Here is a 23,530-nt window from a genome sequence, read left to right as displayed (position 1 = left end):
CGAAAGCCCGACTCGCCCGTCGCGGGAGCCCGACTCGCGTGTCCCGAAAGCCCGACTCGCGCGGGGTCAGCCGACGAACCAGGCGACGGCGCCGCCGATGGCCAGCAGGGCGGCGACACCGAGGACGGCGGCCATGAGCTTGGCGGTCTTCCAGGTGCTGTACACGCCGCCGATCAGGAAGCCCGCCAGCGCCACCAGCAGGATCCCGATCGTCTCCTTGCTCACAGCACACCCTTCGTCGACGGAATGCCGCCCGCGCGCGGGTCGGGCTCGGTGGCGGCGCGCAGTGCCCGCGCGACCGCCTTGTACTGGGCCTCGGCGATGTGATGCGGGTCGCGGCCGTGCAGGACGCGGACGTGCAGCGCGATCTGGGCGTGGAAGGACAGCGAGTCGAACGCGTGCCGGGTCAGCACGAACGGGTAGTTCCCGCCGATGATGAAGGTGTTGAACTCAGCGGGCTCGCCGAGATGCACGCAGTAGGGGCGGCCAGACACGTCGATGGCGGCGTGCGCCAGGGTCTCGTCCATCGGGATCCAGGCGTCGCCGAACCGCCGGATGCCCTTCTTGTCGCCCAGCGCCTGCCGGATCGCCTGGCCGAGCACGATCGCGGTGTCCTCGACCGTGTGGTGCGCGTCGATGTGCACGTCGCCGGTGGCCTCGACCGTCAAGTCCAGCGAGCCGTGCACGCCGAACGCGGTCAGCATGTGGTCGTAGAACGGCACGCCGGTGGCGATCTCCACCTGGCCGGTGCCGTCGAGGTCGAGCACGACCGAGATCTCGGACTCCTTGGTGGTCCTGGAAACCTTGCCGACCCGGCTCACCGCGGAACCTCCTTGCTCGCCGCCAGGAACGCGTCGTTCTCCTCCGGGGTGCCGATACTCACCCGCAGGTGCGCCTCGACGCCGACGTCCCGGATCAGCACTCCGTTGTCCAAATAGGACCTCCAGCTCGCCTTCGCGTCGCTGAACGGTCCGAAGAGGATGAAGTTGGCATCACTGGGCACCGGCGTGAAACCCAGACCCAGCAACGCTTCTGCCACCCGGTCGCGTTCCGCGGCGAGCTTCGCCACCGAGGCGAGCGTCGCGTCGGCGTGCCGCAGCGCGGCCGACGCGGCGGCCTGGGTGAGCAGCGAAAGGTGATAGGGCAACCGGACCAACTGCAACGCGTCGACCACGGCCGGAGCGGCGGCGAGGTAGCCGAGCCTTCCCCCGGCGAAGGCGAACGCCTTGCTCATCGTGCGCGAGACGATCAGCTTGGCCGGGAAGACCTCGAGCAGCTCGACGGCGCTGGGCTGGGCGGAGAACTCCGCATACGCCTCGTCCACCACCACGATCCCGGGCGAAGACCGCAGCAGCCGTTCTATTTCGGACAGTGGGATCGAGCCGCCGGTCGGGTTGTTCGGGCTGGTCACGAACACCACGTCCGGCTTCCGCTCCGCGACGATCTCCGCCGCCCGCGCCGTGTCCAGCGAGAAGTCGGGCCGCCGCGGGGTGGGCGCCCAGTCGGTGCGGGTACCGGCGGCGATGATCGGGTGCATCGAGTAGGACGGCTCGAAGCCCAGTGCGCTGCGCCCCGGCCCGCCGAAGGCCTGCAGAATCTGTTGCAGGACCTCGTTGGAACCGTTGGCCGCCCACAGGTTCCGCTCGGTCAGCGGCACGCCGGTCGACCGCGTCAGGTACGCGGCCAGGCTTTGCCGGAGCGCGATCGCGTCCCGGTCGGGGTAGCGGTGCAGTCCCGCGGCAGCCTCTCGGACGGCCTCGGTGACGTCGTCGACCAGCTCCCGCGGCGGCGGGTACGGGTTTTCGTTCACATTGAGCCGCACCGGCACGTCCAGCCGCGGCGCGCCGTAGGGGGTGCGGCCCCGCAGGTCCTCCCGGAGCGGGAGGTCTTCCAGCTTCACGTCCTGGGAAGTCAACGGGTTCCCTTCGCGAAACGCGCGATCACGGCCTCGCCGTGCGCGGGTAGGTCTTCGGCGTTGGCCAGCGCGACCACCTTGTCCGCGACCTCGCGCAACGCCTCGGGTCCGTAGTCGATCACGTGGATGCCGCGCAGGAAGCTCTGCACGGACAGCCCCGACGAATGCCGGGCGAACCCGCCGGTGGGCAGCACGTGGTTCGAACCGGCACAGTAGTCGCCCAGCGAGACGGGCGCGTACGGCCCGACGAACACCGCGCCGGCGTTGCGCACCTTCGCGGCGACCGCGCGGGCGTCGGCGGTCTGGATCTCCAGGTGCTCGGCGGCGTAGGCGTCCACCACCCGCACCCCGTCGTCCACAGTGGACACGAGCACGGTGCCGGACTGCTTGCCCCGCAGCGCTTGCGTGACCCGGTCGCTGTGTTTCGTCGCCGCGGCCCGGGTGGCCAGTTCGGCGTCCACCGCGTCGGCGAGTTCTTCGGAGGTGGTGACCAGCACGCTGGCCGCGAGGGTGTCGTGTTCGGCCTGGCTGATCAGGTCCGCGGCGACGTGCACCGGGTCGGCCGTGTCGTCGGCGAGGATCGCGATCTCGGTGGGCCCGGCCTCGGAGTCGATGCCGATCAGCCCGCGCAGCATCCGTTTCGCGGCGGTCAGGTAGACGTTGCCCGGTCCGGTGACCAGGTCGACCGGGACCAGATCGGCGCCGTCGGTATCGGTGCCGCCGTAGGCGAGCAGCGCGACGGCCTGCGCGCCGCCGACCGCCCAGACCTCGTCGACGCCGAGCAGCGCGGCGGCGGCGAGGATGGCCGGGTGCGGGCGGCCCCCGAACTCGGCCTGCGGCGGCGAGCACAGCACGAGCGAGCCCACGCCCGCCACCTGCGCGGGCACCACGTTCATCACCACGCTCGACGGGTACACGGCCAGGCCGCCGGGCGCGTACAGGCCGACCCGCTCGACGGGCACCCAGCGCTCGGTCACGGTGCCGCCTTCGGTCACCGTGGTGGCGACGTCGGCGCGGCGCTGGTCGGCGTGCACCTTTCGCGCCCTGGCGATGGACTCCTCGAGCGCGGCGCGCACATTGGAATCCAATGTGGACAATGCACGGGACAGTTCCGGCACGGGCACGCGGACGGTCTCGGGCCGCACGTGGTCGAAGCGCTCGGCGTATTCGAGCACCGCGTCGACCCCGCGCTCACGCACCGCTTCCACCACCGGCCGCACCTGATGCAGCACGGCGTCGACGTCCACCTCGGCGCGTGGCAGGCGGGCGCGCAGTTCGGCGGCTGACGGGAGCGGTCCACGCAGGTCGGTGCGGCTTAACATGGGTCCAGGGTACGAGCCGGGAGGCCACGCCCGACCAGGGAGGTGCTGTGCTGCGGATAACCCTGTGCCAGGTCACGTCCAGCGAGGACCCGGCGGAGAACCTCGAGGAGATCCGGCGGGGCGTCGCGAGCGCGGCCGGTGAAGGCGCGCGGGTGGTGGTCTTCCCGGAGGCGGCGATGGCCCGGTTCGGCGTGCCGATCAAGTCGCTCGCCGAACCGCTCGACGGGCCATGGGCGAAGTCGGTCGCCACGATCGCGCAGCAACACGGCGTGCTCGTGGTCGCCGGTATGTTCACGCTCGCCGAGGACGGCCGGGTGCACAACACGCTGCTCGTCACCGGCCTCGGCCAGCACCTGGGGTACCACAAGATCCACCTCTACGACGCGTTCGGCTTCCGCGAGTCGGACACCGTGGCACCCGGCGGCGAAGTGGTCACCGTGACCGTTGACGGCGTCACGCTCGGGCTCGCGACCTGCTACGACATCCGGTTCCCCGAACTGTTCCGGAGGCTGGCCGACGAGGGCGCGGCGGCCGTCGTCGTGCCCACGTCCTGGGGCGCGGGTGAAGGCAAGCGGGAGCAGTGGGAGGTGCTGGTGCGCGCCCGCGCGCTCGACTCGGGGTGCTGGGTCCTGGGCTGCGGCCAGGCCGATCCGGCCGCGACCGGGGTCGCGGTGAACCCGAAGGCACCGACCGGTATCGGCTACTCGATCGTGGCCGACGGTTTCGGCCGGGTGCACGCCCAGCTCGGTCCCGGCCGGGACACGGCGACGGTCGAAATCGACCCCGCCGTCGCGGACCGGGCCAGGGCCGCTACCGGCGCACTGGCAAACCGAAGGCTGGCCTAGCCGGCACCCGCGCGACTTCCGTCTCGCCGCCTTCCTCGACCGGGGACGGGTGGCTGCTGCGCCACGACAGCAGCGCGATGCCGACCACGATCACGACCGCCGCGATCAGCTCACCGGCCAGCACGGCCGCTCCGGTGGCCGCCGACTCCCGCATCCACCACACCCCGATGGCGACCCCCACCAACGGGTCGACCGTGGTGATCACGGCCAGCGCGGGCGCGATCAGCCGTCCCTGCTGGAAGGTGTTCTGGGACAGCAGGAACCCGATCGGCCCCACCACGCACACCACGTACAGCGACCAGTGGGTGAAGGTCGCCTCCCAGCCGGTCCGGAGGTCGCCCGCCACGACCTTCATCAACCCGGCCGTCACCCCGTAGAACAAGCCCGTGGCCAGCGCCAGCCCCAGCGCCCTGGTCGGCCCGGTGGCCAGCCACGACCAGGCCAGGCCGGCCAGCGCGGCCACGCCGAGCGCGATGGCGAGCGGGACGAGGTGCCCGCCGGGCAGCAGCTGGTTGGAGCCGTCGCTGGGTCGCGCCAGCGCCAGGAACGACGACAGCCCGGCGACGCAGATCAGCGTGCCGAGCAGCACCAAGCGGTCCATCGGCCGCCGGTTCAGCCAGGCCGAGAACCAGCTCGCGAACGGCAGCGCGGTCACCAGCAGCGGCTGGACCAGCATCAACGGCCCGAAGCCGAGGGCGACCAGCTGCAGGCCGAGACCGGCCACGGTCGCGCCGATGCCGATCAGCCACAGCGGCCTGCGCGCGAGGTCGACCAGCAGCTTGGGGTGCAGGGTCTTCTCGATCGGGACCTCTTTGGTCGCCTTCGCCTGCGTGGCGCTGGCCAGGCCCATGCAACACGCGCCCGCGATCGCCGCGGGCACGGCCACCACCAGGTTCGCCCACTCCTGAGTCATCCGCACGCCCTCCTGGTATGTGCAACGTATCCGGCCCCCGTGCGTCTTCCCGGATACGGACAAAGAAGCTGGAATGTCACCTCCGGCGACGCACTGCCGCCGTAGCGTGACGCGCCGAGCGCCACAGCCCATGTAGATTTGACAGGCAGGGCGGGTACATTGAGCGCACTCCAGCCGCGGATGCCTCCACCCCGAAAGAGACAGCCAGGCCTATGCCACCACACCTGACCGTGCACCTGCCCCACTTCGGTTCGCTGATCCGGCAGGGTGCCAAGCACCTGCTCGAATCGACGATCGTGCCGCTGGGCCTGTTCTACCTGATGCTGATCACCGTCGGCTTCAGCGGCGGCCTGATCGCCGCCCTGTCCTGGTCCATGCTCGCCGTCGCGCGCCGGATCGTGCTGCGCCGCCCCGTGCCGGCCGTACTGGTGCTCACCACCGGGCTGCTGATCGGCCGGACCGTGCTCGGGCTGATGACCGGCAGCGTCTTCCTGTACTTCCTGCAGCCGACGCTGCAGAACTTCCTGGTCGCCATCGTGCTGGTGGGGTCGCTGCCGTTCGGCCGCCCCTTCATCGCCAAGCTGGCCGACGACTTCTGCGCCTTCCCCGCCGCCTTCAGCGAGCATCCCCGCGTGGTCCGGATCTTCCGCAGGCTTTCGCTGTTCTGGGCGCTGGTGTTTTTGACCAACGGCGTCACCACGCTGTGGATGCTGGCCGAGGCGACCGTCGGCGATTTCCTGATGGTGTCGACCGCGGGTTCGTGGAGCGTGGTCGGCCTGGCGATCGTGATCTCGCTGCTGTGGTTCCGGCGGGCGCTGCGCGGTGAGGGAATCGTGCTGCGCATGGGATCCAAGGCCGCGGCAGCAACCCCCTGATGGACTAGTCGAACAGCCTGCGAGCAGGCCGTCACCAAGGTATGGTCCTTCGAGTATGAGGTCCGACACCCGGTTCCGTCGGCGGATGATAGCTGATCGCTATCAGTGCACCGGACGGCTCGGCGTCGGTGGCATGGCCGATGTCTACCGAGCGCTCGACACCCGGCTCGACCGCGAGGTCGCGGTCAAGGTGTTCCGGTCCAGCACGGACGACGCCGGGCGGGTGCGCTTCGAGGCGGAGGCCAAGCTGTTGGCCAAGCTTGACCACCCCGGGCTGGTCACCGTGCACGACGCCGGGTTCGACGAGGGCGAGCCATTTCTGGTCATGCGGCTGGTAGAGGGAAAAGCCCTGGCCTCGCGGCTCGCCGACGGTCCCCTGCCGGCGACCGAGGTGCCGGCGCTGGGCAGGGAACTGGCCGAGGTCCTGGCCTATGTGCACGCGAACGACATCGTGCACCGCGACGTGAAGCCGTCGAACGTGCTGCTGGCCGACGACGGGCGGGCCTTCCTGGCGGACTTCGGCATCTCGCGGTTGATCAACGCCACCGCGCGGGTGACCGAGGCCGGGAAGATCATGGGCACGGTCGGCTACCTGGCACCGGAGCAGGTGCTCGGCGTCGACGCCACCCAGGCGGTGGACGTGTACTCCCTCGGGCTGGTCCTCCTGGAGTGCGTCACCGGGCGGCCCGAGTACGACGGCTCGGGCGTGGAAGGGGCCATCGCCCGGCTGCACCGGCCGCCGCAAATTCCCGGCGAACTGGCCGAGCCGCTGGCGTCCGTGCTTCGCCTGATGACCGCGAGCAAGCCCGAGGAAAGACCTTCGATCGCGGAGTGCGCCGCCATCCTGGCGGGCAGGCGCGCCATCGATTCGGCTCCGGTGACTTCCCGCCGCAGGTGGGCGGTACTCGGCGCGGCAGCCGGTGGGATCGCCGTGGTGGCCGCCGGATCGGCGCTGCTGCTGAGCGGGCACGAGCAACAGGACTCGGTGTCTCCGCAGCCCCCTTCGGTGCCGGCTGTGACGTCGACCGTCAGTTCGCCACCGGGTGTCCCGGGGCAGGCGGACCGGCCGGCACCCGACTCGCCGGGCCGGAGCGTTGCCCGCGTCGGCGGCAATGCGGACCTCGGCAGGAGCACCACCCAGCCACCCGGCGCCGATCCGCAGGCCGCGGGGCAGGACGCGACCCCATCGATCACCTCCACGACCATCATCATCTCCGACTCCCCGGCCACGGAACCCCGCAAGGGCAACGGGAAAGCCAGGACCAAGACCAGGACGGCGGACCGCTGAGCGTCAGGTGATGCCTTCCTCGATCGCGAGCCGGGTCAGTTCGGGACGGCGGCGGCGGCCGGTCTTGTCGCGGATCCGTTCGAGGTAGGAGCGCACGGTCCGGACGCTGATCGCCATCGCCTCGGCGATGTCGGCGTCCCGCTCCCCGGCGGCCAGCAGGGAAAGCACCTGCCGTTCCCGCTCGGACAGCACACTGCGCAGGCCCCTCGTGGAGTTCAGCAGATACGACGCCAGCGTCGGCGAAACGTAGGTGTTCCCGGCCGCGATCTCACGGACCGCGTGCAGGATGTCGGCGCCGTCGGCGTGCTTGGACAGGTAGCCGCGCGCGCCGGCCGAAATCGCACCGAGGACCTCCTCCTGACCCGCGTGCGCCGAGACCACGAGCACCTTGTGCCCCATACCGACGACCTTGTGCACGGCCGCCGAGTCCGCGACGCCCCGCAGTTTCAGGTCGAGCACGACGACGCATCCGGCGGGCTCCCGCGCGAGCGCGAAGCCCGCGACCGAGTCGGCGACCGGTCCCACGTCGATGTCCTCGGCCTGGGTCAGCACGGCGGCCACGGCCGCTCGATACAGCGGATGGTCCTCGATCACCCCAGCCCTGATCATTTCTTCGCCTCCTGTAGGCACTTTTCCCGTCAGGCGAGTGGCGCCGAACAGTCTATTCTCAGTGTCATCCAAGTCATCCATAACTTGGGGTCGGGTAGCCAGGCCGTGGCACCCGTCGTCCGCACCGGTCGGCGAGGATCGCGGTTCCCGTCCTCGTACCGCGTTGTCCACCATCATCAGAATTGCCGGTCTCACGTTTTGAACAACGTCTCGCATCACGGCTTGAAGGGGGCGCCGACCTTGACGACGGGCGAGATCCCTGTCCCGCTGGCACGCCCGGAGGGTGCGAACCACGCGCAGGGCGGGCCCCGTTCATGGCTGTGGCCCGTCGGGCCCGGCCAGATCGTGGCCTGGGCGGCCGCGGTCGCGGTGCCGCTGGTCTTCCACCCGCCGGGGCAGGCCGCGCTGTTCCTCCTCATCGCTCTCGCCGCGTCGGTCGTGGCGGCGACTTCGATCCGGTTCGCCGAGCGGCACCTGGCCGGCTGGGCCTTCGTGTGGATCTCCTACCGCCTGTTGCAGCATGGTGATCACCTCACCACCGACCCGTTGCGGGTGCTCGTGCACGACTTCCGGCTGCGCCAGCACCGGGACCGGGCCGGCCACCCGTTCGGCATCGCGGGGATCGGGGACGGCTGGTCCGCGGTCATCCGCGTCTCGGGCGAGCCGCAGGCCGGCGCCCTGGTCGCCGTGGCCCGCGCGGCCTGCGAAAACGGCGACATCCCCTTGTCCGGCACGCAGGTGATCGTGCGGACCGACGGCGACAAGCGGGTCTGGATGCTCGCCGTGCGGTACCGGGCCAGCCAGGCACCGCTGGCCGCGCTCCTGCGGGGCGGCGGCGAAGAAGGCGAACTGCGGACCACGGCCCGAGCGGCGCTCGCGGTGATGTCCGCGCTCGCCGGCGCCGGCTACCGCAGCGGGGTACTCGACGCGGGTGAACTCGCCGCCGAACTCCGGACCGCGCTGGGGGGACTCACCCTGAGCTCGGTGGTCACGGACGGCTGGCGCTCGTGGTCGTCCAGTGGCACGACGCAGGCCTGCTTCACCCCGCTCGGCGAAGTGGACCCGGCGAGCATGCTCACCGCCAAGGCACCCACCGCGTCGCTCACCGTGGCCTCATACAGCTTGTGGCGCACCGGATCCGGCGAGTGGCGCGACGAAAAGACCGTTCGCCTGGTCAAGTACCAGGGCATCCGCAACGCGCCGCGGGCCGCGGAGGTCGGCCTCCCGGCGATCCCGCTGTTCGGGCGCCAGGCGGCGGGCATGCGCCGGACCCTGCCGCTCGCGCTGCCCAGGTAGCGATTTCCCAACTTAGGTAGGTAGTTCGCCGCGGGTCCCGGAAATATATTCGGATTTCGCTGGAGTGCCTATTCCTGCTGGAGGTTTTTTCCATGCGAAAAACGACCGCTATAGCACTGATGGCCGCACTGATCGCCGGAGGAACGGCCACCGCGGAGGCGGCGGAACCGTTCATCATCGGTGGTGGCACGGTATCCAACGCACCGTGGGGAGCGCAAATCTACTGGGACGACGCGACCGCCTACGGCGGCTTCGAATGCTCGGGAACCATTGTCGCCGCGCAATGGGTGCTCACCGCCCAGCATTGCCTCAACGACCCGGGAATGCACGTCAAAGTCGGCAGCGTGACCCTCGGGCAGGGCAAGGACTCCGATGTGGACCGGCAGGAGGCCTCGCCCGACGGCGACATCGCGCTGCTGCACCTGTCGACCCCGATCAGCACCACCTACATGCAACTCGCGACCAGCGACCCGAGCGTCGGGAGCACCAACCAGATCTACGGCTGGGGCCGCACCCTCAACAGCAGCCCGCCGTCGAGCACCCTCAAGTCCGCCAACGTCCAGGTGACCGGTACCAGCAGCGACGCCTTCGGCGGGCCGGCCATCGCGAGCCGGGGCGTCAACGGAGCCGCCTGGCACGGTGACTCCGGCGGGCCGGAGCTTTCCGGGGGCAAGCAGGTCGGGGTCTGCTCGACCGGGCAGAACTCCGGTTCGAACACCCAGGGCACGCAGAACTACGCCAAGATTTCGGCCAGCCGCTCCTGGATCCGGCAGGTCGCGGGCGTCTGATCCCACTTCGGTGGTGAGCGGGAGGCGAGTTACCGCGGCACTTTCCGCTTACCACGCCGGGCCGCGAACCAAGCCACGTCAGCGAGTCCCAAGCCCTGGTGGTGCCGGCACCACCAGGCAGGAGAGACTGGCGTCATGCCTCGCCCGTACGTCCTGCTGTCCGCCGCGATCTCCCTCGACGGCTATCTCGACGACGCGTCCGAAAACCGGCTGGTGCTGTCGAATGCCGAGGACTTCGACCGCGTCGACCAGGTTCGGTCCACTGTGGACGCGATACTGGTCGGCGCGAACACCATCCGCACGGACAATCCCCGGCTGCTGGTGCGAGACGAGAAGCGCCGCCAGGCCCGGATCGACCGCGGGCTGCCCCCGGATCCGGTCAAGGTCACCCTTACCGGAAGCGGGAACCTGGACGAGGATTCGGCGTTCTTCACCACCGGTGACAGCGAAAAACTCGTTTACGCCCCGGACACCACAAGGATTCCGGAGCGCATCCATGCCGTGGCGAGCGTCGTGGAGGCGAGCGGCCTCGAAACCGTGCTCGCCGACCTCGCCGGGCGCGGCATCAGGCGGCTCATGGTCGAGGGTGGCGGCCGAATCCACACCAGGTTCCTGACCGCGGGACAGGTCGATGAGCTGCACCTGGTCCTGGCACCGTTCTTCGTCGGCGACCCGGCCGCGCCGCGGGTGGTCGGTCCCGGCCGCTTCCCGCAGAATCCCCGGAACCCGATGCTCCTGGCCGGAACCCGGCAGATGGGCGACGTCGTCCTGCTGCGCTATCTGACCGGTCAGGCCGCGACGGACTTCGCCAGGCTGAAGGAAGCCGTCGAACTCGCCGAAAACGCGCCACCGTCCTCGACCTTCCGCGTCGGCGCGATCATCACCGACGCCGAAAACGAGGTGCTGGCCACCGGATACTCCGGTGAGACCGACCCGCACGACCACGCCGAGGAGGCCGCGCTGGCGAAGCTGGCCCCCGGCGACCCACGGCTGGCCGGGGCCACGATCTACAGCTCGCTGGAACCGTGCAGCACGAGGGCGTCCCGGCACCTTTCGTGCACCGGACACATCTTGCGTGCCGGCATTCCCCGGGTGGTGTTCGCGTGGCGGGAGCCGGCGGTGTTCGTCGACTGCGAGGGCGCCGAACTGCTGCGCGCCGCGGGCCGGGAGGTGATCGAACTGCCGGAACTCACCCATCTCGTCCGGCGCGCGAACGCCCACCTTCCCGGCGTGGTCACTGGGGGACCCACAGGGTGACGCGGGTGCCGCGCCCCGGCGAGGACTCGATCCGGCACCAGCCGCCGACCTCGCTCAGCCGCGCCTTCATCGATTCGCTGACGCCGAAGCCGGGCGGCCGGGCGTTCTCGTCGTAGCCGGCACCGTGGTCCCGGGTGACCACCGCGACCCCGCCATCGCGTTCCTCCATCCGCACCACCACCTCACGGGTGCCGGAGTGCTTGATCGTGTTCCGCATGGCCTCACGCGCGGCGTCCCGCACCGCGAGCCGGCGAACCTCGGACAGCCGGTCGTCACCGATGTCGGAAATGGCGAGTTCGGCGCGCAGGCCGTCGCGCGCCATCTCCGTGGCCAGCGCGGCAAGCTCGGCCGCGAGCCCGTCCGGCGCGCTGTTCTCGCTCAGGCCCCGGCGCAGTTCGGTGGCCTGCGCGCGGGCGGCGTTCCGGACACGGGCGAGCTGCCCGCGCGAATCCGCCTCGTCACACCCGCTGGTCATCGCGATGGCTTCGAGCGCCTGCAGCACCGTGTCGTGGAGCATCCGCTCGGTCCGGGCACGCTCGCTCGTCTGGCCGAGCCGCATGCCGATCGCCAGCGCCAGCCGGGTCGCGATGCCGATCAGCACCAGCGTGCCGATCGCGATAACCGCGCTGGCCAGCAGCAACCCGGCCTCGCGCACCACGCCCGCGAAGCTGATCGAGGAGGTCCTCGGCAGGCGCCACAGCATGCCGATCTGGACGGCGACGCCGAGCCCGGCCAGCGACAGCCCGGCCGGTAGCCCACGCACCATCGTCCACAACGCGACCGTTCCGGTCAGGTACACCATCGACACCCAGCCCGCCGCCCAATACAGCTGGACCGGGGCGGTGAGGCTGATCAGCACGGACGCGGCGACCGACGACACCAGGTCGGCGACCAGCAGCACCCGGGTGAGCCTGCCGCTGGGATCGGGCACGCGCAGGACCGCGACGAAACTGAGGAGGCCGCCGAGGATCCCGATCCAGGCGACGACGGTCACCATCGGCGCCGCGGCGAGACCGAAGGCGACGCCGAACCAGACCCACATGATCACGAGCACGAAGACGCGATAGCCCAGCGGTAGCAGCACGGCGTACCGGGTGGCCCTGACCATCAGCGGATCACTCGGCGCCTCCACCTTGGTGGCGGCGACCGCGCCGATCCGGCGCGCGGCGGGTACCGGTTCCGGATCGTCCACTTCGGGCGGCAGTTCCCTCGGCGTGGACGCAAGCACGGACGCACCCTGGCGCAGCAACGCGCTCAGGAAGTTGGTTCCCCTCGCCACCTAGCCACCGCCCTGGTTCCTCGCCCGGTGGCTACTAATAGCAAGCGGCGCATGAGTACGACAACCACCAACCGAGTGTCATCCAGCCAACGGTCACCCTCGGTACAGATCGAGGCCGAGGTCCAGGGCCGGGGAGGAGTGTGTGAGCGCGCCGACGGCCAGGTAGTCCACGCCCGTCCCGGCGTAGGCGGCGGCGTTCTCCAGCCGGAGCCCGCCGGACGCCTCCAGCCGCGTCTTCGGGGACCGCTCGTCCCGCAGCCGCACGGCCTGGCCGCAGTGCGCGACGGTGAAGTTGTCCAGCAGCACCTCGTCCGCCCCGGCCGTCAACGCCTCCGCGAGCTGGTCCAAGGTGTCGACCTCGACCTCGCAGGTCAGTCCCGGCGCGTGCGCCCGGGCGGCGGCCAGCGCGGTGGTGACCGAGCCGGCGGCCACCACGTGGTTGTCCTTGATCAGCACCGCGTCGCCGAGCCCCATCCGGTGGTTGACCCCGCCACCGCAGCGAACCGCGTACTTCTGCAGCAGCCGCAGGCCGGGCAGCGTCTTGCGGGAGTCCCGGACCGCGCAGCCCGTACCGTCCACTGCGGACACCCAGGCCGCGGTCGTGGTGGCGATCCCGGACAGGTGGCAGAGCAGGTTCAACGCCGTCCGCTCGGCGGTGAGCAGCCCGCGGACCGGACCACGCAGCACGAGCGCGGGCTCGCCCGCGACGAGCCGATCGCCGTCCTTGCGGGCGCCGAGCACCTCGTAGTCCTCGCCCAGCACGGCGTCGAACACGGCCAGCGCCACCGGAATCCCGGCGACCGTGCCCGCCGAGCGCGGGGTGATCTCGGCCAGCGCGGTCGCCGTCTCGGGCACGGTCGCGTTCGTGGTCGCGTCCGGCCCGTACCGCAGGTCCTCGGCGAGCGCCAGGTCAACCACTCGCCTGACTTCCTCGAGATCCAGGCTCACGCAGCATCCTCCGCGATCATGCCGGCAAGGCGCGCCTTGTGGTCATCTTGACTGCGGCGAAACAACGCAGGGTGGTTCACGCGGCACCCTCCAGGACCGGATCCGCCAGCACGGGCTGGCCGGACGGGCTCAGCCGGATCAGCTGGCTGCGCTGCCACGAACCGTCGTCGCGGCTGGGGAAGTCGGCCCGGACGTGGCACCCGCGGGATTCCGTCCGCCGGGCCGCCGCGGCGACCAGTGCCTGCGCCACCAGGGTCAGCGCGGCATCCTCCACCTCGCGATGGGTCCGCAGCCGGCCCTCCGATGTGGAGAGATCGAGCACGGAACCCGCGACGGCCAGTCCCTCGGCGTCGCGCCCGATGGCGGCGTACCGGCTCATCACCCGCTGCAGCGCGTCCCGCTCGGCCACCGGCACCACGCGTTCGCGCTCCCTGGCCTGCCGCGGGTCTCCGAGCAAACCGGCCGCCAGGTCCGCCGCGGCGGCCTCGGCCGCACCCGTGCCGGCGACCAGGCCCTCCAGCAGGCTGTTCGACGCCAGCCGATTCGCCCCGTGCAGGCCCGTCCGCGCGACCTCGCCGGCGGCGTACAGCCCCCGCACCCCGGTGCGCCCGTCTGGCTCGGCCACCACGCCGCCGCAGGCGAAGTGCGCGGCAGGGGTCACCGGAATCGGCTGACGCGCCGGGTCCACGCCGATCGCCCGGCAGGCCGCGTGGACTGTGGGGAACCGGCGTGCGAAGCCGGAAAGACCGGTGGCGTCGAGGAAAACGTGGTCGTCGACGCCGCCCGGCGCCTCGGCCATCCGCCGGGTGATCGCGGCCGACACCACGTCCCGGGGGGCGAGGTCGCCGAGCGGATGGACGCCACGCATCACCGGCACACCGGCACCGTCGACGAGCACCGCTCCCTCGCCGCGCACCGCCTCCGTCACCAACGGGCAGCGGCCCCGCGCGCCCGGGGTGTAGAGCACGGTCGGATGGAACTGAACGAACTCGAGATCGGCCGCCTGCGCGCCGGCCCGCAGGGCGAGCGCGAGCCCGTCACCGGTGGCGATCTCCGGATTGGAGGTCGCCTGGTACAACTGCCCCAGCCCGCCGGTGGCGAGCAGCACCGCGGGGGCCCGTAGCCGTCCGAGCACACCGCCGGCGTCGAGCACGGACACCCCGGCGATTTCGCCACGCGGGGTAAGCAGCGCGTCGATCGCGATATGCCGCTCCAGCACCGGGAGACGCTGCCCGGTGGTCTCGGCCACGAGCGCCCGCTCGACCTCGGCGCCGGTCGCGTCACCGCCCGCGTGGATGACCCGGAAGGCGCTGTGCCCGCCCTCGCGGGTCCTCGCCAGCAGGCCGCTCGCACCGGGATCGAACCGCGCGCCGCGCGAGCGCAGCCACGCCACCGCTTTCGGCCCGGCGTGCAGGATCGCCCGCACCGCGTCGGGTTCGCACAAGCCGGCGCCCGCGGTCAGGGTGTCCTCGACGTGCCGGGCGACCGAATCGCCCTCGTCGTGCTCGCCATCCAGGACCACGGCGACGCCGCCCTGTGCCCAGCGGGTGTTGCCGTCGGCGACCGCGGCCTTGGTGACCACCAGCACCCGCAGGCCGAGTTCGCGGGCTCGGAGCGCGGCGGTCAGTCCCGCCACTCCGCTGCCGACCACGACCAGATCGGCCCGGGCCTCCCACCCTGTTTTCGACTGTAAGTCACAAACAGTCATTCGCCGCCGCCCGGCCTGCCGATCTCGATCATGCGCTGGACCGAGGCACGGGCGCGTGCGGCGGTCTCGGCATCGACGTGGACCTCGTCGGCGCCCTCGCGCAGGGACCGCAGCAGCGCCGCCGGGGTGATCATCTTCATGTACCGGCAGGAGGCGCGGTCGTTGACCGCCCGGAAGTCGATCTCCGGCGCGGCCTTGCGCAACTGGTGCAGCATGCCGATCTCGGTCGCCACCAGCACCGACGTGGCCTTGGTGTCCCGTGCCGCGTGCACCATGTCCCCGGTGGAGAGGATCTTCACCTTCTCCCGCGGCACCGCGCCCTCGCCGGCCAGGTAGAGCGCCGAAGTCGCACACCCGCACTCGGGATGGATGAACAGGTCCGCGTCGGGGTTCGCCGCGGCGCGCTCGGCGAGTTCGGGACCGTTGATCCCGGCGTGCACGTGGCATTCCCCGGCCCAGATGTGCAGGTTCTCCCGGCCGGTCTCCCGCTTGACGTGGGCGCCGAGGAACTGGTCGGGGCAGAACAGCACCTCGCGATCCGCCGGAATCGACGCCACCACGTCAACCGCGTTGGACGAGGTACAGCAAACGTCGGTCTCGGCCTTCACCTCGGCCGTGGTGTTGACGTAGGAGACGACCACCGCGCCAGGATGCTCGGCCTTCCACTCGCGCAACTGAACCGCGGTGATCGAGTCGGCCAGGGAGCAGCCCGCCCGCGCGTCCGGGATGAGCACGGTCTTGTCCGGAGCGAGGATCTTCGCGGTCTCGGCCATGAAGTGCACCCCGCAGAACACGATCGTGGACGCGTCGCTGGCCGCCGCGATCCGGGACAGCGCGAGCGAGTCACCGGTGTGGTCGGCGATGTCCTGGATCGCCGGGATCTGGTAGTTGTGCGCGAGCACCACCGCGTCCCGTGCCCTGGCGAGCCTGCGTACCTCATCCGCCCAGGCTTCGTCGGGTTCGACACCGCCGTACGGCGTGCTGCCCTGCAGAGTCATCATGGCCATCGGGGCCCTCCTCCTCACTCACCCGGTTTTCGCCTTATAATCGAAAACCGTGCGTAGCCATATTAACAGCAGCGCCCCGCTGGCACACGAGGTTTTGGCCGCCGTATTACAGGTGCGTTACGCCACACTGCGGGTCCTGCTGTGGCGGCGCGCCCTTGACCCGCACATCGGCCGCTGGTCACTGCCCGGTGGCCGGCTGCGGCCGGACGAGGACGTGGAGACCTCGATCCGGCGCCAGCTCGCCGAGAAGGTGGACATCCGCCAGCTCAAGCACGTCGAGCAGCTGGCCGTGTTCAGCGCGCCGGACCGGGTGCCGGGGCCACGGGTGGTCGCGACGGCGTTCCTCGGGCTCGTTCCGTCCGACGTGGACCCCGAGGTACCCGAAGACACCCGATGGCATGACGTCGACGCCCTGCCGCGCACGGCGTTCGACCACCGCGAGATCATCCTCCGCGCCCGCGACCGCCTGCGCTCCAAGCTCTCGTACACCAACCTGGGCTTCGCGCTGGCTCCCCAGCACTTCACCGTTTCGGCACTGCGCGAGCTGTACTCCGCGGCACTCGGGTACAAGGTGTCAGCGACCAACCTGCAACGCGTGCTGTCCCGGCGCGGCCTGCTCGCCCCGACCGGGGACACCGCGCCGCCGGGACGCAGCGGTGGCCGTCCGGCCGCGCTGTTCTCGTTCACCGGTAACGGAATCCGGGTAACCGACCCATTCGCGGTGTTCCGCCCGCCGTCGAAGTGACATCCAGCGGACGACGGGGTTTCCACGTACCGTGTTAGCCGTGACGGATGAGCGAAGACGGACCACCCTGCCGCTGTTTCCGCTGCAGACCGTGCTTCTGCCGTCGTCGGTCCTCCCGCTGCACCTGTTCGAGCCCCGTTACCGGCAGCTCGCCGTGGACCTGCTCACCGAGAAGGTGCCCGACCGGCGTTTCGGCATCGTGGCGATCAGGAATTCGGCGGTTCGTGAGGTGGAGACCCTCGATCACGTACACGCGATCGGGTGCACCGCCCTGCTCGGCGACTGCGAACGCCTGCCCGACGGCAGGTTCGACGTGGTGACCACCGGCGAGCGCCGGTTCCGGTTGCTCGACATCGACCGCGCCCGCGCGCCCTACCTGGTCGGCACCGTCGAGTGGGTGCCCGACGACCAGTTGCCCCCGGCCGCCGCGGAGGCGGCCGCCCTCCTCGCCGCCTCGGCCCGCTCGGCACACCGCCGGTACTGCGAGTCGGCCTGGGCCAGTGACGCGTGGGCGCCACCGCCGCTGGACACTCCCCCGGCCGAACTCGCCTACCTGCTCGCGGCCGACTGTCTCCTCCCGCTGACGGACCGGCAGCGGCTGCTCGAGGAAACCCATCCGCTGCGCCGCCTCCGCCTGGCCTGCCGGCTACTGGCCCGTGAGGCCGGTTTCCTCACCGCGTTGCGCGCTGTTCCCGCGCCTCCCCCCGAACTCCTCGACCTCACCGCGCCCGCCAGCTTGAACTGAGCAACGCGGCTGCGGCCGGACCCGGTGACACCGGCGATCACCAGGCCCGGGCACGACAAGGCAAAGCCCGCCCAAGCCGGGACCACACTCGTGCAGGGAGGCACGCACTTGCGCCGTGCGGTAAAGCGGCACAGCGAGAAGGGCGCGAAGCCGAGCGCCCCGCATATCAACCAGGTGGCCGATTCGTCCGAATCGCGGTCATGCGAGGTCCAGCACCGTAACCAGGCGGATCGGCCGAAGTAGCGAAGGACTCCTTGTGGGACTGCGCCGCCGAGCGCACGTCCGCGGTCCAGTTGGTGTGCGGCTTGTCGCCTTCGCGGCGCGGGTAGTCCCCGGCGAGGTTGGCGCGGTACTCCTCGCCGGCCGCCCAGCGCTGCAGTTGCGCCGCCCGCACCACCGCGAGCGGGTGTGTCAGGTGCTCCAGGTAGCTCAGCTTATGCAGGCTGTCCCGGATGTCGTCGACCCCGGCGTAATCATCGGCCTACCTGAGGAAGGACGAAATGTCCACTGTGGACGCGTCGATCCCGCCGGCGAACAGGACGTGGGCGCGCAGCGCGGCCGTGAACCTAGCCCAGGCGCCTGCCCAGGTCGTCGCGCCCGCTCCAGCCGGCGAGGAGGCCGTAGCCAAGGGCGGTCGCGAGCGGTTGCGCGAGGATGACCCAGATCGTCTCGATCCGGGGCGCCTGGGCGATCACGGTGTTCGGCACGGGCGTGCCGGAGATCGCGTAATGGCTGCTCGCGAAGGAGGTGCCCAGGGCGACGCCGAGCCAGGCGGCGAGAAGGGCGCCGAGCGTGGCGGCGATCATGATCACCGGGCCGCGCCGTTCCCGGAGCAGCCACACGGCCACCGCGGTGACCACCCCGGCGGACAACCCGAGCAGACCGTAGATCGCCAGGTCGTCGAAGCGGTGCCAGCTCTCCAGTTGCAGAGGGATGAGCTGGCCGCTGTCGCGCACCAGCACCCGTTCGGGCGGGGCGAGGCGGGACCACAGCCAGCCCAGCGGGACGCCCAGCAACCCCACCACCGAAACCAGGCTCACGGCGGGCAGCAGGTCGGCCTTGACGATCACGCAAGGGCGCGGCCGGTGCGGGGCGAACAGCGTCGAGAGCAGCACAGGGCCGTTCTCCGCCGGCGACTCGGTCACTCTGCCTCCGTCCATGAGTGCCGAGACTAGTCTGTCTCCTCGCTCGTGTACTCACCGTGTCGGCTGCATCGCGCGATCCAGCCCAGCGGGGTCACCTGGACCACCAGGCGGCGTGCGCATTCCGGGCAGAACCGGGGTGGCTCCAGCGCGGTACGCGGAGTGCGGCAATCCTCGTGCGCCCCGCCGTCCACGAGACGTCCACAGTGGACGCAAAACCGGGTCACAGGGTGTCGCTCAACGCCTTGACCGGCATCTTCAGCTCGGCGAGCATCGCCAGGTCCTGGCCGGCCGGGCGGCCCAGGTTGGTCAGGTAGTTGCCCACGATGATCGCGTTGATCCCGCCCAGCATGCCCTGCTCGGCACCGAGGTCACCCAGCGTGAGCTCGCGGCCCCCGGCGAACCGCAGCATCGTGCGCGGCATGGCCAACCGGAACGCCGCGACGACGCGCAGCGCGTCCTTGCCCTCGACCACGTCGTAGCCCTCGTACGGCGTGCCCGGCTGCGGGATCAGGAAGTTGACCGGCACCTCGTGCGGGTCCAGTTCGGCGAGCTGGACGGCGAACTCCGCGCGCTGCGCGAGATTTTCGCCCATGCCGACGATGCCGCCGCAGCAGACCTCCATCCCGGCCGCCCGCACCATCTGGAGCGTTTCCCGGCGCTCATCCCAGGAGTGCGTGGTGACCACGTTGGGGAAGTGCGACCGGGCGGTTTCCAGGTTGTGGTTGTAGCGGTGGACGCCCATTCCGACCAGTTCGTCCACCTGGTCCTGGGTGAGCATGCCCAGTGAGCAGGCGATCTGGATCTCGTTGCCATCCGCGCGGATGGCCTCGATGCCCTCGCGGACCTGCTTGAGCAGCCGCTGGTCGGGGCCACGCACGGCGGCCACGATGCAGAACTCGGTGGCGCCCGTGCCGGCGGTCTGCCGCGCCGCCTTGACCAGGCCGGGAATGTCGAGCCACGCCGAGCGCACCGGCGTGGGGAACCGGCCGGACTGCGAGCAGAAGTGGCAGTCCTCGGGACAGCCGCCGGTTTTGACGCTGACGATCCCCTCGACCTCGACTTCCGGCCCGCACCAGCGCATCCGCACCTCGTGCGCCAGCGCCAGCAGTTCGGGCAGCCGTTCGTCGGGCAGGTTCAGCACCTCGAGTACCTGCTGCTCGGACAGCCCGGCGCCGTTTTCCAGTACCTGATCCCGGGCCACGGCGAGCACATCGGGCTGTTCGAGCGCTGAAGTCACGGCGACTCCCCTTCGAGCGAGTCCAACGGATCATCATCGTGCCTCAGTCGCGCGCGGTGCGCGAGTCCATGTGGCCGTCCGCACGCGAGTCCCACACTCGCGGCGCACGAGTCCTGCGTTCGCGGCGCACGAGTCCTGGGTTCGCGGCGCGCGAGTCCTGGTTCGGGGCCTAGGTTTGGGCCGCGGCTTCCTTCTCGAAACGTTCGGCGTCGAACTCCCCACCGAACCACGGCGAGAGGCCGCGACGGGCCTGTTCGAGAAACGCGTCCCGGTCCAGCGCGCCCATGCCCTCCGCCAACGCGCCGAGCAGTGGCGCACCGGCCGCGACCGGCAGGTCCCGCACGTTGGACAGCGCGGCCAGGCCGGGTTCACGCGGCCACGACCCGATGACGACGCCGGCCACGTGCAGTCCGCGCGAAGTAGCGACTTCGGCGGTCAGCGCGGTCGTGTTCAGCGTGCCGAGCCCCGCTTCCGCGACCACCAGCACAAGCGCGCCGAGCGCCCAGGCGATGTCGACCAGGCTGGTGCCGTCCGGGCCGAACGGGACCAGCAGCCCGCCCGCGCCCTCGATGAGCACGAGGTCGTGCCGCTCGTCCAGTTGGGTGGCCGCGCGGGCCGCCTCGGCCGGACCCACCTGCGCGATCCCGCTGCGCCGCGCCGCCGCCTCCGGTGACAGGGGGTCGGGGTAACGCCGCAGCTCGCGGGTGGTGACCTCGCCCGCGAGCCGGACGATGTCCTCGAGATCTCCTGGTTCTCCTGGTGCGACGCCGGTCTGGGCGGGCTTGAGCACGGCGACTCGCCGGCCGCCGGTCCTGGCGAGCGCGGCGATCGCCGCGGCCACCACGGTTTTGCCGACGCCGGTCCCCGTTCCGGTCACCACCAGCATGCTCACGGAACTCCACGGTAGTACCGGCGACCATCACGATGGTGTGACGGGTGCTGCACCTCTCGCGACATCCTCCGAACGGGCAAACCGGGCGAGGGACAGAGCCCGACGCGACTGTTGGCTCGGAGCGAACCCAAAAGTCACGTCGGGCCGCGTCCTCACCGCCGCGCAGCGAGGTCCGTCGCCGAAGTGAACGAGTCGCTTTCGGCGTCGTACAGGTGCACACGCGCGGCACCCACGTCGAAGTACATGCCGACCAGAGTCAGTTCCCCGCGCGCTTCGGCCCGCGCGATCGCCGGGTACTCCCGTAACCTGTCCAACTGCTGCAACACGTTGTGCAGCGCCAACTGGTCCGCACCGGACTCCGGCAACCTGCCTTCGATGGTGACCAGGGGCCGGTTGCGCGCCCGCCGCAGCGTCGGCTCGGCGTGCCGGAGCCAGGACCGCAGCGCCGTCGCGTCCTGCGGAGCACCGTTCAACAGGGCCTTCATGGCCCCGCACGAGGAGTGCCCGCAGACCACGACCTCGCGCACCTTCAGGATGTCGACCGCGAACTCGACGGAAGCCCCGATCGACGAGTCCTCCGCCGCGCGCGAGTATTCGGGCACGAGGTTGCCGATGTTGCGGATGGTGAACAGGTCACCGGGACCGCTGCTGGTGAACAGATTGGGCACGATCCGCGCGTCACCACAGGTGATGAACAGGGTCTGCGGCTCGTGCACGTTGGCAAGGCGGCTCAGAATCGGCCGGACCAGGTGCGAGGTCCGCCGCTCGAACTCCCGCATACCGCGCCGCATCGAGCTTTCCGGGAGTCGCTGAGCCGGAATCTCCGGCGCCGCTTTCTCCTGCGCCAGCTGCCACTCCGACCAGGGCGCGAACCACCGGGGCACGATGTGCCGGGCGCGCGCCTTGTGCACGGTCGGCTCACCCGCCTTGCCGCGTTCGAACCACGGGTGCCCGACCTCGTCGACGATCACCGTGCCGCCGGCCTGCTCTTGGGAGTGCTGCCAGGCCGACAACGTGTCGAAGGCGGCATGGTCCAGGTAGTCGACCACGAGCTCCAGGGTCACCCTGGCGCCCTGCGGAATCCCGTGCAGCATGGCCGAAAGCCGTGGGATCGACAACGCGGACAACGCCCCTTCGACCACCACCCGCCAGCCGTCTCCGTCGCGTTCCACGTGGATTCCGGACCACAACAGGCGGCGCAACATCAGCAGCGCGGCCGCGCCGATACCGATCAGCACACCGGTGAGCAGGTCGATGAAGACGACGCCGCCCAGCGTGATCAGGTAGATCGGGAGGTCGCCGTGCCGGAGCACTTCCTTGATGTGCTTGAGATTGACCAGCTTCGCGCCGACATGGACGAGGAGCCCGGCCAGCGCGGCGAGCGGGATGTTGCGCAGCAGACCGGCGAGCACCGCGACGAACAGCAGGATCCACAACCCGTGCAGGATCGCCGAAGCCCGGGAACGGGCCCCGCTCTGCACGTTCGTCGAGCTCCGCACGATCACGCCGGTCACCGGAAGCCCACCGAGCGCGCCCGAGGCCATGTTGGCCGCACCCTGCCCGACCAGTTCGCGGTTGAGGTTGGCGCGGGAGCCGGTGTGCATCTTGTCGACGGCGACCGCGGACAGCAGGCTCTCCACGCTGGCGACCAGGGCGATGGTCACGACCGCGACACCGAAGTCGAACCAGCCGCCGTCGGGGAACTCCGGCACGAACCGGATGTCCAACACGTTCGCCGGCACGTCCACCCGCGGCACGGACAACCCGGCGACCACCGAGACCGCCGTGACGACGACGATGGCCGCCAGCGGGCCCGGCACCTTCCGCACGCCGGCGGGCAGCCTGCCCCACCCGACGAGGATGACGATGGTGGCCAGGCCGATCAGGGTGGCCTGGCCATGGTTGTTCAGGATCTGCCGCGGCAGCTGGAGCAGGTTGTCGATCGGCGAGCTCTGCGCACGGCCGCCCAGCACGATGTGCAACTGCGCCAGCACGATGGTCACACCGATGCCGGCGAGCATGCCGTGCACGATCGCGGGCGAGATGGCCAGTGCGGCCCTGGCGATCCGGCTCAGCCCGAGCAGGATCTGCAGCGCACCGGCGAGCACCGTGATCGCGCAGGTCACCGCCCAGCCGAACTCGGCGATGGTCTCGGCGACGATCACGGTGAGTCCCGCGGCGGGCCCGCTCACCTGCAACGGCGAGCCGCCCAGCACCCCGGCCACGATGCCACCGACGATGGCGGCGACGAGCCCGGCGACGATGGGCGCGCCCGACGCCAGCGCGATACCCAGCGACAGCGGGACGGCGACGAGGAACACCACCAGTGAGGCGGGCACGTCGTGGCGCAGGTTCTCGCGCACCGACCGCCAGCGGCTGGGCTGAGGGGGCGGCGCGTGCTCACGCTCGCGAGCCGATATGTCGACCATTTCAGGCCTCCGTGTTAGTTGTCCCCGACGGGGGAATGGACTCGGCTGCCGGTGTCCCCGGTGACTCCCGGTGCTCCCAGAGATACCGAAAGATGTGCGAAATGTCCGATATGCGAAAAGGGCTCGCGTCCCATATGGTGGATTTCGTGACTTTTCACCGGCCGGGGGGCAGGTCGAACTCGGCTATTCGTGTGATCTAGGGCACTTAGATCGCGCCCAAACCAGGCCAAAAACTACGAAGTGTTAGTCAAGTGACTTCGATCACACCAAATCGAGTGAACTTGGAA

Annotated in this window: 24 protein-coding genes; 8 read left to right on the top strand and 16 right to left on the bottom strand. The window is 70.6% G+C overall.

The window, feature by feature from the left end:
* Positions 1–66: 66 nt before the first annotated feature.
* From VJT49_RS28710 to hisD, 4 genes are read right to left on the bottom strand one after another with little or no spacing between them, the layout of a single operon-like run.
* Positions 67–225: a hypothetical protein gene (locus VJT49_RS28710; RefSeq protein WP_324168072.1), complete on the bottom strand. Its 159-nt coding sequence runs from the start codon at positions 223–225 to the stop codon at positions 67–69.
* Complete coding sequence (hisB, locus tag VJT49_RS28705) at positions 222–821, bottom strand: imidazoleglycerol-phosphate dehydratase HisB (RefSeq protein WP_324168071.1); 600 nt, start codon at positions 819–821, stop codon at positions 222–224. Before hisB ends, VJT49_RS28710 begins: the two co-directional genes overlap by 4 nt.
* On the bottom strand, positions 818–1,915 hold the full coding sequence (locus VJT49_RS28700) for a histidinol-phosphate transaminase (RefSeq protein WP_324168070.1): 1,098 nt from the start codon (positions 1,913–1,915) through the stop codon (positions 818–820). Before VJT49_RS28700 ends, hisB begins: the two co-directional genes overlap by 4 nt.
* The gene (gene hisD, locus VJT49_RS28695; protein WP_324168069.1) at positions 1,912–3,237 is read right to left on the bottom strand and encodes a histidinol dehydrogenase; all 1,326 of its coding nucleotides are present in this window, start codon (positions 3,235–3,237) and stop codon (positions 1,912–1,914) included. The genes VJT49_RS28700 and hisD overlap by 4 nt, the downstream gene beginning before the upstream one ends.
* 47 nt (positions 3,238–3,284) lie before the next feature.
* Between hisD and VJT49_RS28690 the strand changes: the two genes are divergently transcribed.
* Positions 3,285–4,082 (top strand): carbon-nitrogen hydrolase family protein, encoded by a 798-nt coding sequence (locus VJT49_RS28690; protein WP_324168068.1) that lies wholly within the window; start codon positions 3,285–3,287, stop codon positions 4,080–4,082.
* On the opposite strand, the gene VJT49_RS28685 is transcribed toward VJT49_RS28690, so the two are convergent.
* Complete coding sequence (locus VJT49_RS28685; protein ID WP_324168067.1) at positions 4,048–4,995, bottom strand: DMT family transporter; 948 nt, start codon at positions 4,993–4,995, stop codon at positions 4,048–4,050. The genes VJT49_RS28690 and VJT49_RS28685 overlap by 35 nt on opposite strands.
* Positions 4,996–5,207: 212 nt before the next feature.
* On the opposite strand from VJT49_RS28685, the gene VJT49_RS28680 reads away from it, so the two are divergent.
* Together VJT49_RS28680 and VJT49_RS28675 are read left to right on the top strand one after the other, a co-directional pair.
* Positions 5,208–5,870 (top strand): VC0807 family protein, encoded by a 663-nt coding sequence (locus VJT49_RS28680; protein ID WP_324168066.1) that lies wholly within the window; start codon positions 5,208–5,210, stop codon positions 5,868–5,870.
* 85 nt (positions 5,871–5,955) lie between these two features.
* Positions 5,956–7,158, top strand: coding sequence for a serine/threonine-protein kinase (locus VJT49_RS28675; protein WP_324168065.1), 1,203 nt, complete (start codon positions 5,956–5,958; stop codon positions 7,156–7,158).
* Between the two features lie 3 nt (positions 7,159–7,161).
* Here the strand turns inward: VJT49_RS28675 and VJT49_RS28670 are convergent, their stop codons facing one another.
* A complete protein-coding gene (locus VJT49_RS28670; RefSeq protein WP_324168064.1) occupies positions 7,162–7,767 on the bottom strand; it encodes a response regulator transcription factor in 606 nt (201 codons plus the stop codon).
* 240 nt (positions 7,768–8,007) lie between these two features.
* Here VJT49_RS28670 and VJT49_RS28665 point away from each other — a divergent pair, with 240 nt between their 5' ends.
* The 3 genes from VJT49_RS28665 (at position 8,008) to VJT49_RS28655 (ending at position 11,108) form a co-directional block, all read left to right on the top strand.
* Positions 8,008–9,063, top strand: a complete 1,056-nt coding sequence (locus VJT49_RS28665; protein ID WP_324168063.1) for a type VII secretion protein EccE — start codon at positions 8,008–8,010, stop codon at positions 9,061–9,063.
* 119 nt (positions 9,064–9,182) lie between these two features.
* Entirely contained in the window at positions 9,183–9,851 is a 669-nt protein-coding gene (locus VJT49_RS28660) for a S1 family peptidase (RefSeq protein WP_324168077.1), read from the top strand.
* 135 nt (positions 9,852–9,986) lie between these two features.
* Positions 9,987–11,108: a dihydrofolate reductase family protein gene (locus tag VJT49_RS28655; RefSeq protein WP_324168062.1), complete on the top strand. Its 1,122-nt coding sequence runs from the start codon at positions 9,987–9,989 to the stop codon at positions 11,106–11,108.
* On the opposite strand, the gene VJT49_RS28650 is transcribed toward VJT49_RS28655, so the two are convergent.
* The 4 genes from VJT49_RS28650 to nadA form a co-directional block, all read right to left on the bottom strand.
* Entirely contained in the window at positions 11,086–12,387 is a 1,302-nt protein-coding gene (locus VJT49_RS28650; protein WP_324168061.1) for a sensor histidine kinase, read from the bottom strand. The genes VJT49_RS28655 and VJT49_RS28650 overlap by 23 nt on opposite strands.
* A gap of 93 nt (positions 12,388–12,480) precedes the next feature.
* The gene (nadC, locus tag VJT49_RS28645; protein WP_324168060.1) at positions 12,481–13,335 is read right to left on the bottom strand and encodes a carboxylating nicotinate-nucleotide diphosphorylase; all 855 of its coding nucleotides are present in this window, start codon (positions 13,333–13,335) and stop codon (positions 12,481–12,483) included.
* A 76-nt stretch (positions 13,336–13,411) separates the two neighbouring features.
* A complete protein-coding gene (locus VJT49_RS28640) occupies positions 13,412–15,043 on the bottom strand; it encodes an L-aspartate oxidase (RefSeq protein WP_324168059.1) in 1,632 nt (543 codons plus the stop codon).
* A complete protein-coding gene (gene nadA / locus VJT49_RS28635; RefSeq protein ID WP_324168076.1) occupies positions 15,040–16,044 on the bottom strand; it encodes a quinolinate synthase NadA in 1,005 nt (334 codons plus the stop codon). The genes VJT49_RS28640 and nadA overlap by 4 nt, the downstream gene beginning before the upstream one ends.
* A gap of 118 nt (positions 16,045–16,162) precedes the next feature.
* On the opposite strand from nadA, the gene VJT49_RS28630 reads away from it, so the two are divergent.
* Together VJT49_RS28630 and VJT49_RS28625 are read left to right on the top strand one after the other, a co-directional pair.
* Positions 16,163–16,795, top strand: a complete 633-nt coding sequence (locus VJT49_RS28630) for an NUDIX hydrolase (RefSeq protein WP_324168075.1) — start codon at positions 16,163–16,165, stop codon at positions 16,793–16,795.
* A 40-nt stretch (positions 16,796–16,835) separates the two neighbouring features.
* Positions 16,836–17,540 carry an LON peptidase substrate-binding domain-containing protein gene (locus tag VJT49_RS28625; RefSeq protein WP_324168058.1) on the top strand — a complete coding sequence of 235 codons (705 nt, stop codon included), beginning with the start codon at positions 16,836–16,838 and terminating at the stop codon, positions 17,538–17,540.
* 166 nt (positions 17,541–17,706) lie between these two features.
* On the opposite strand, the gene VJT49_RS28620 is transcribed toward VJT49_RS28625, so the two are convergent.
* The 6 genes from VJT49_RS28620 to VJT49_RS28595 all read right to left on the bottom strand — a co-directional run bounded on the left by VJT49_RS28620 (position 17,707) and on the right by VJT49_RS28595 (position 23,243).
* Complete coding sequence (locus VJT49_RS28620) at positions 17,707–17,937, bottom strand: hypothetical protein (RefSeq protein WP_324168057.1); 231 nt, start codon at positions 17,935–17,937, stop codon at positions 17,707–17,709.
* A 169-nt stretch (positions 17,938–18,106) separates the two neighbouring features.
* Positions 18,107–18,700 (bottom strand): DUF2567 domain-containing protein, encoded by a 594-nt coding sequence (locus tag VJT49_RS28615; protein ID WP_414636109.1) that lies wholly within the window; start codon positions 18,698–18,700, stop codon positions 18,107–18,109.
* A gap of 11 nt (positions 18,701–18,711) precedes the next feature.
* Positions 18,712–18,909 carry a hypothetical protein gene (locus tag VJT49_RS28610; RefSeq protein WP_324168056.1) on the bottom strand — a complete coding sequence of 66 codons (198 nt, stop codon included), beginning with the start codon at positions 18,907–18,909 and terminating at the stop codon, positions 18,712–18,714.
* A complete protein-coding gene (gene bioB / locus VJT49_RS28605) occupies positions 18,906–19,922 on the bottom strand; it encodes a biotin synthase BioB (protein ID WP_324168055.1) in 1,017 nt (338 codons plus the stop codon). Before bioB ends, VJT49_RS28610 begins: the two co-directional genes overlap by 4 nt.
* Before the next feature lie 169 nt (positions 19,923–20,091).
* The gene (bioD, locus tag VJT49_RS28600; protein WP_324168073.1) at positions 20,092–20,808 is read right to left on the bottom strand and encodes a dethiobiotin synthase; all 717 of its coding nucleotides are present in this window, start codon (positions 20,806–20,808) and stop codon (positions 20,092–20,094) included.
* Positions 20,809–20,966: 158 nt separating this feature from the next.
* On the bottom strand, positions 20,967–23,243 hold the full coding sequence (locus VJT49_RS28595) for a bifunctional SulP family inorganic anion transporter/carbonic anhydrase (RefSeq protein ID WP_324168054.1): 2,277 nt from the start codon (positions 23,241–23,243) through the stop codon (positions 20,967–20,969).
* Between the last annotated feature and the right edge of the window lie 287 nt (positions 23,244–23,530).

It is taken from the genome of Amycolatopsis sp. (assembly GCF_035276945.1).
Classification (GTDB): domain Bacteria; phylum Actinomycetota; class Actinomycetes; order Mycobacteriales; family Pseudonocardiaceae; genus Amycolatopsis_E.
Note: the sequence above shows the minus strand (reverse complement) of the source record. Positions and strands in the feature narration are given on the sequence as shown.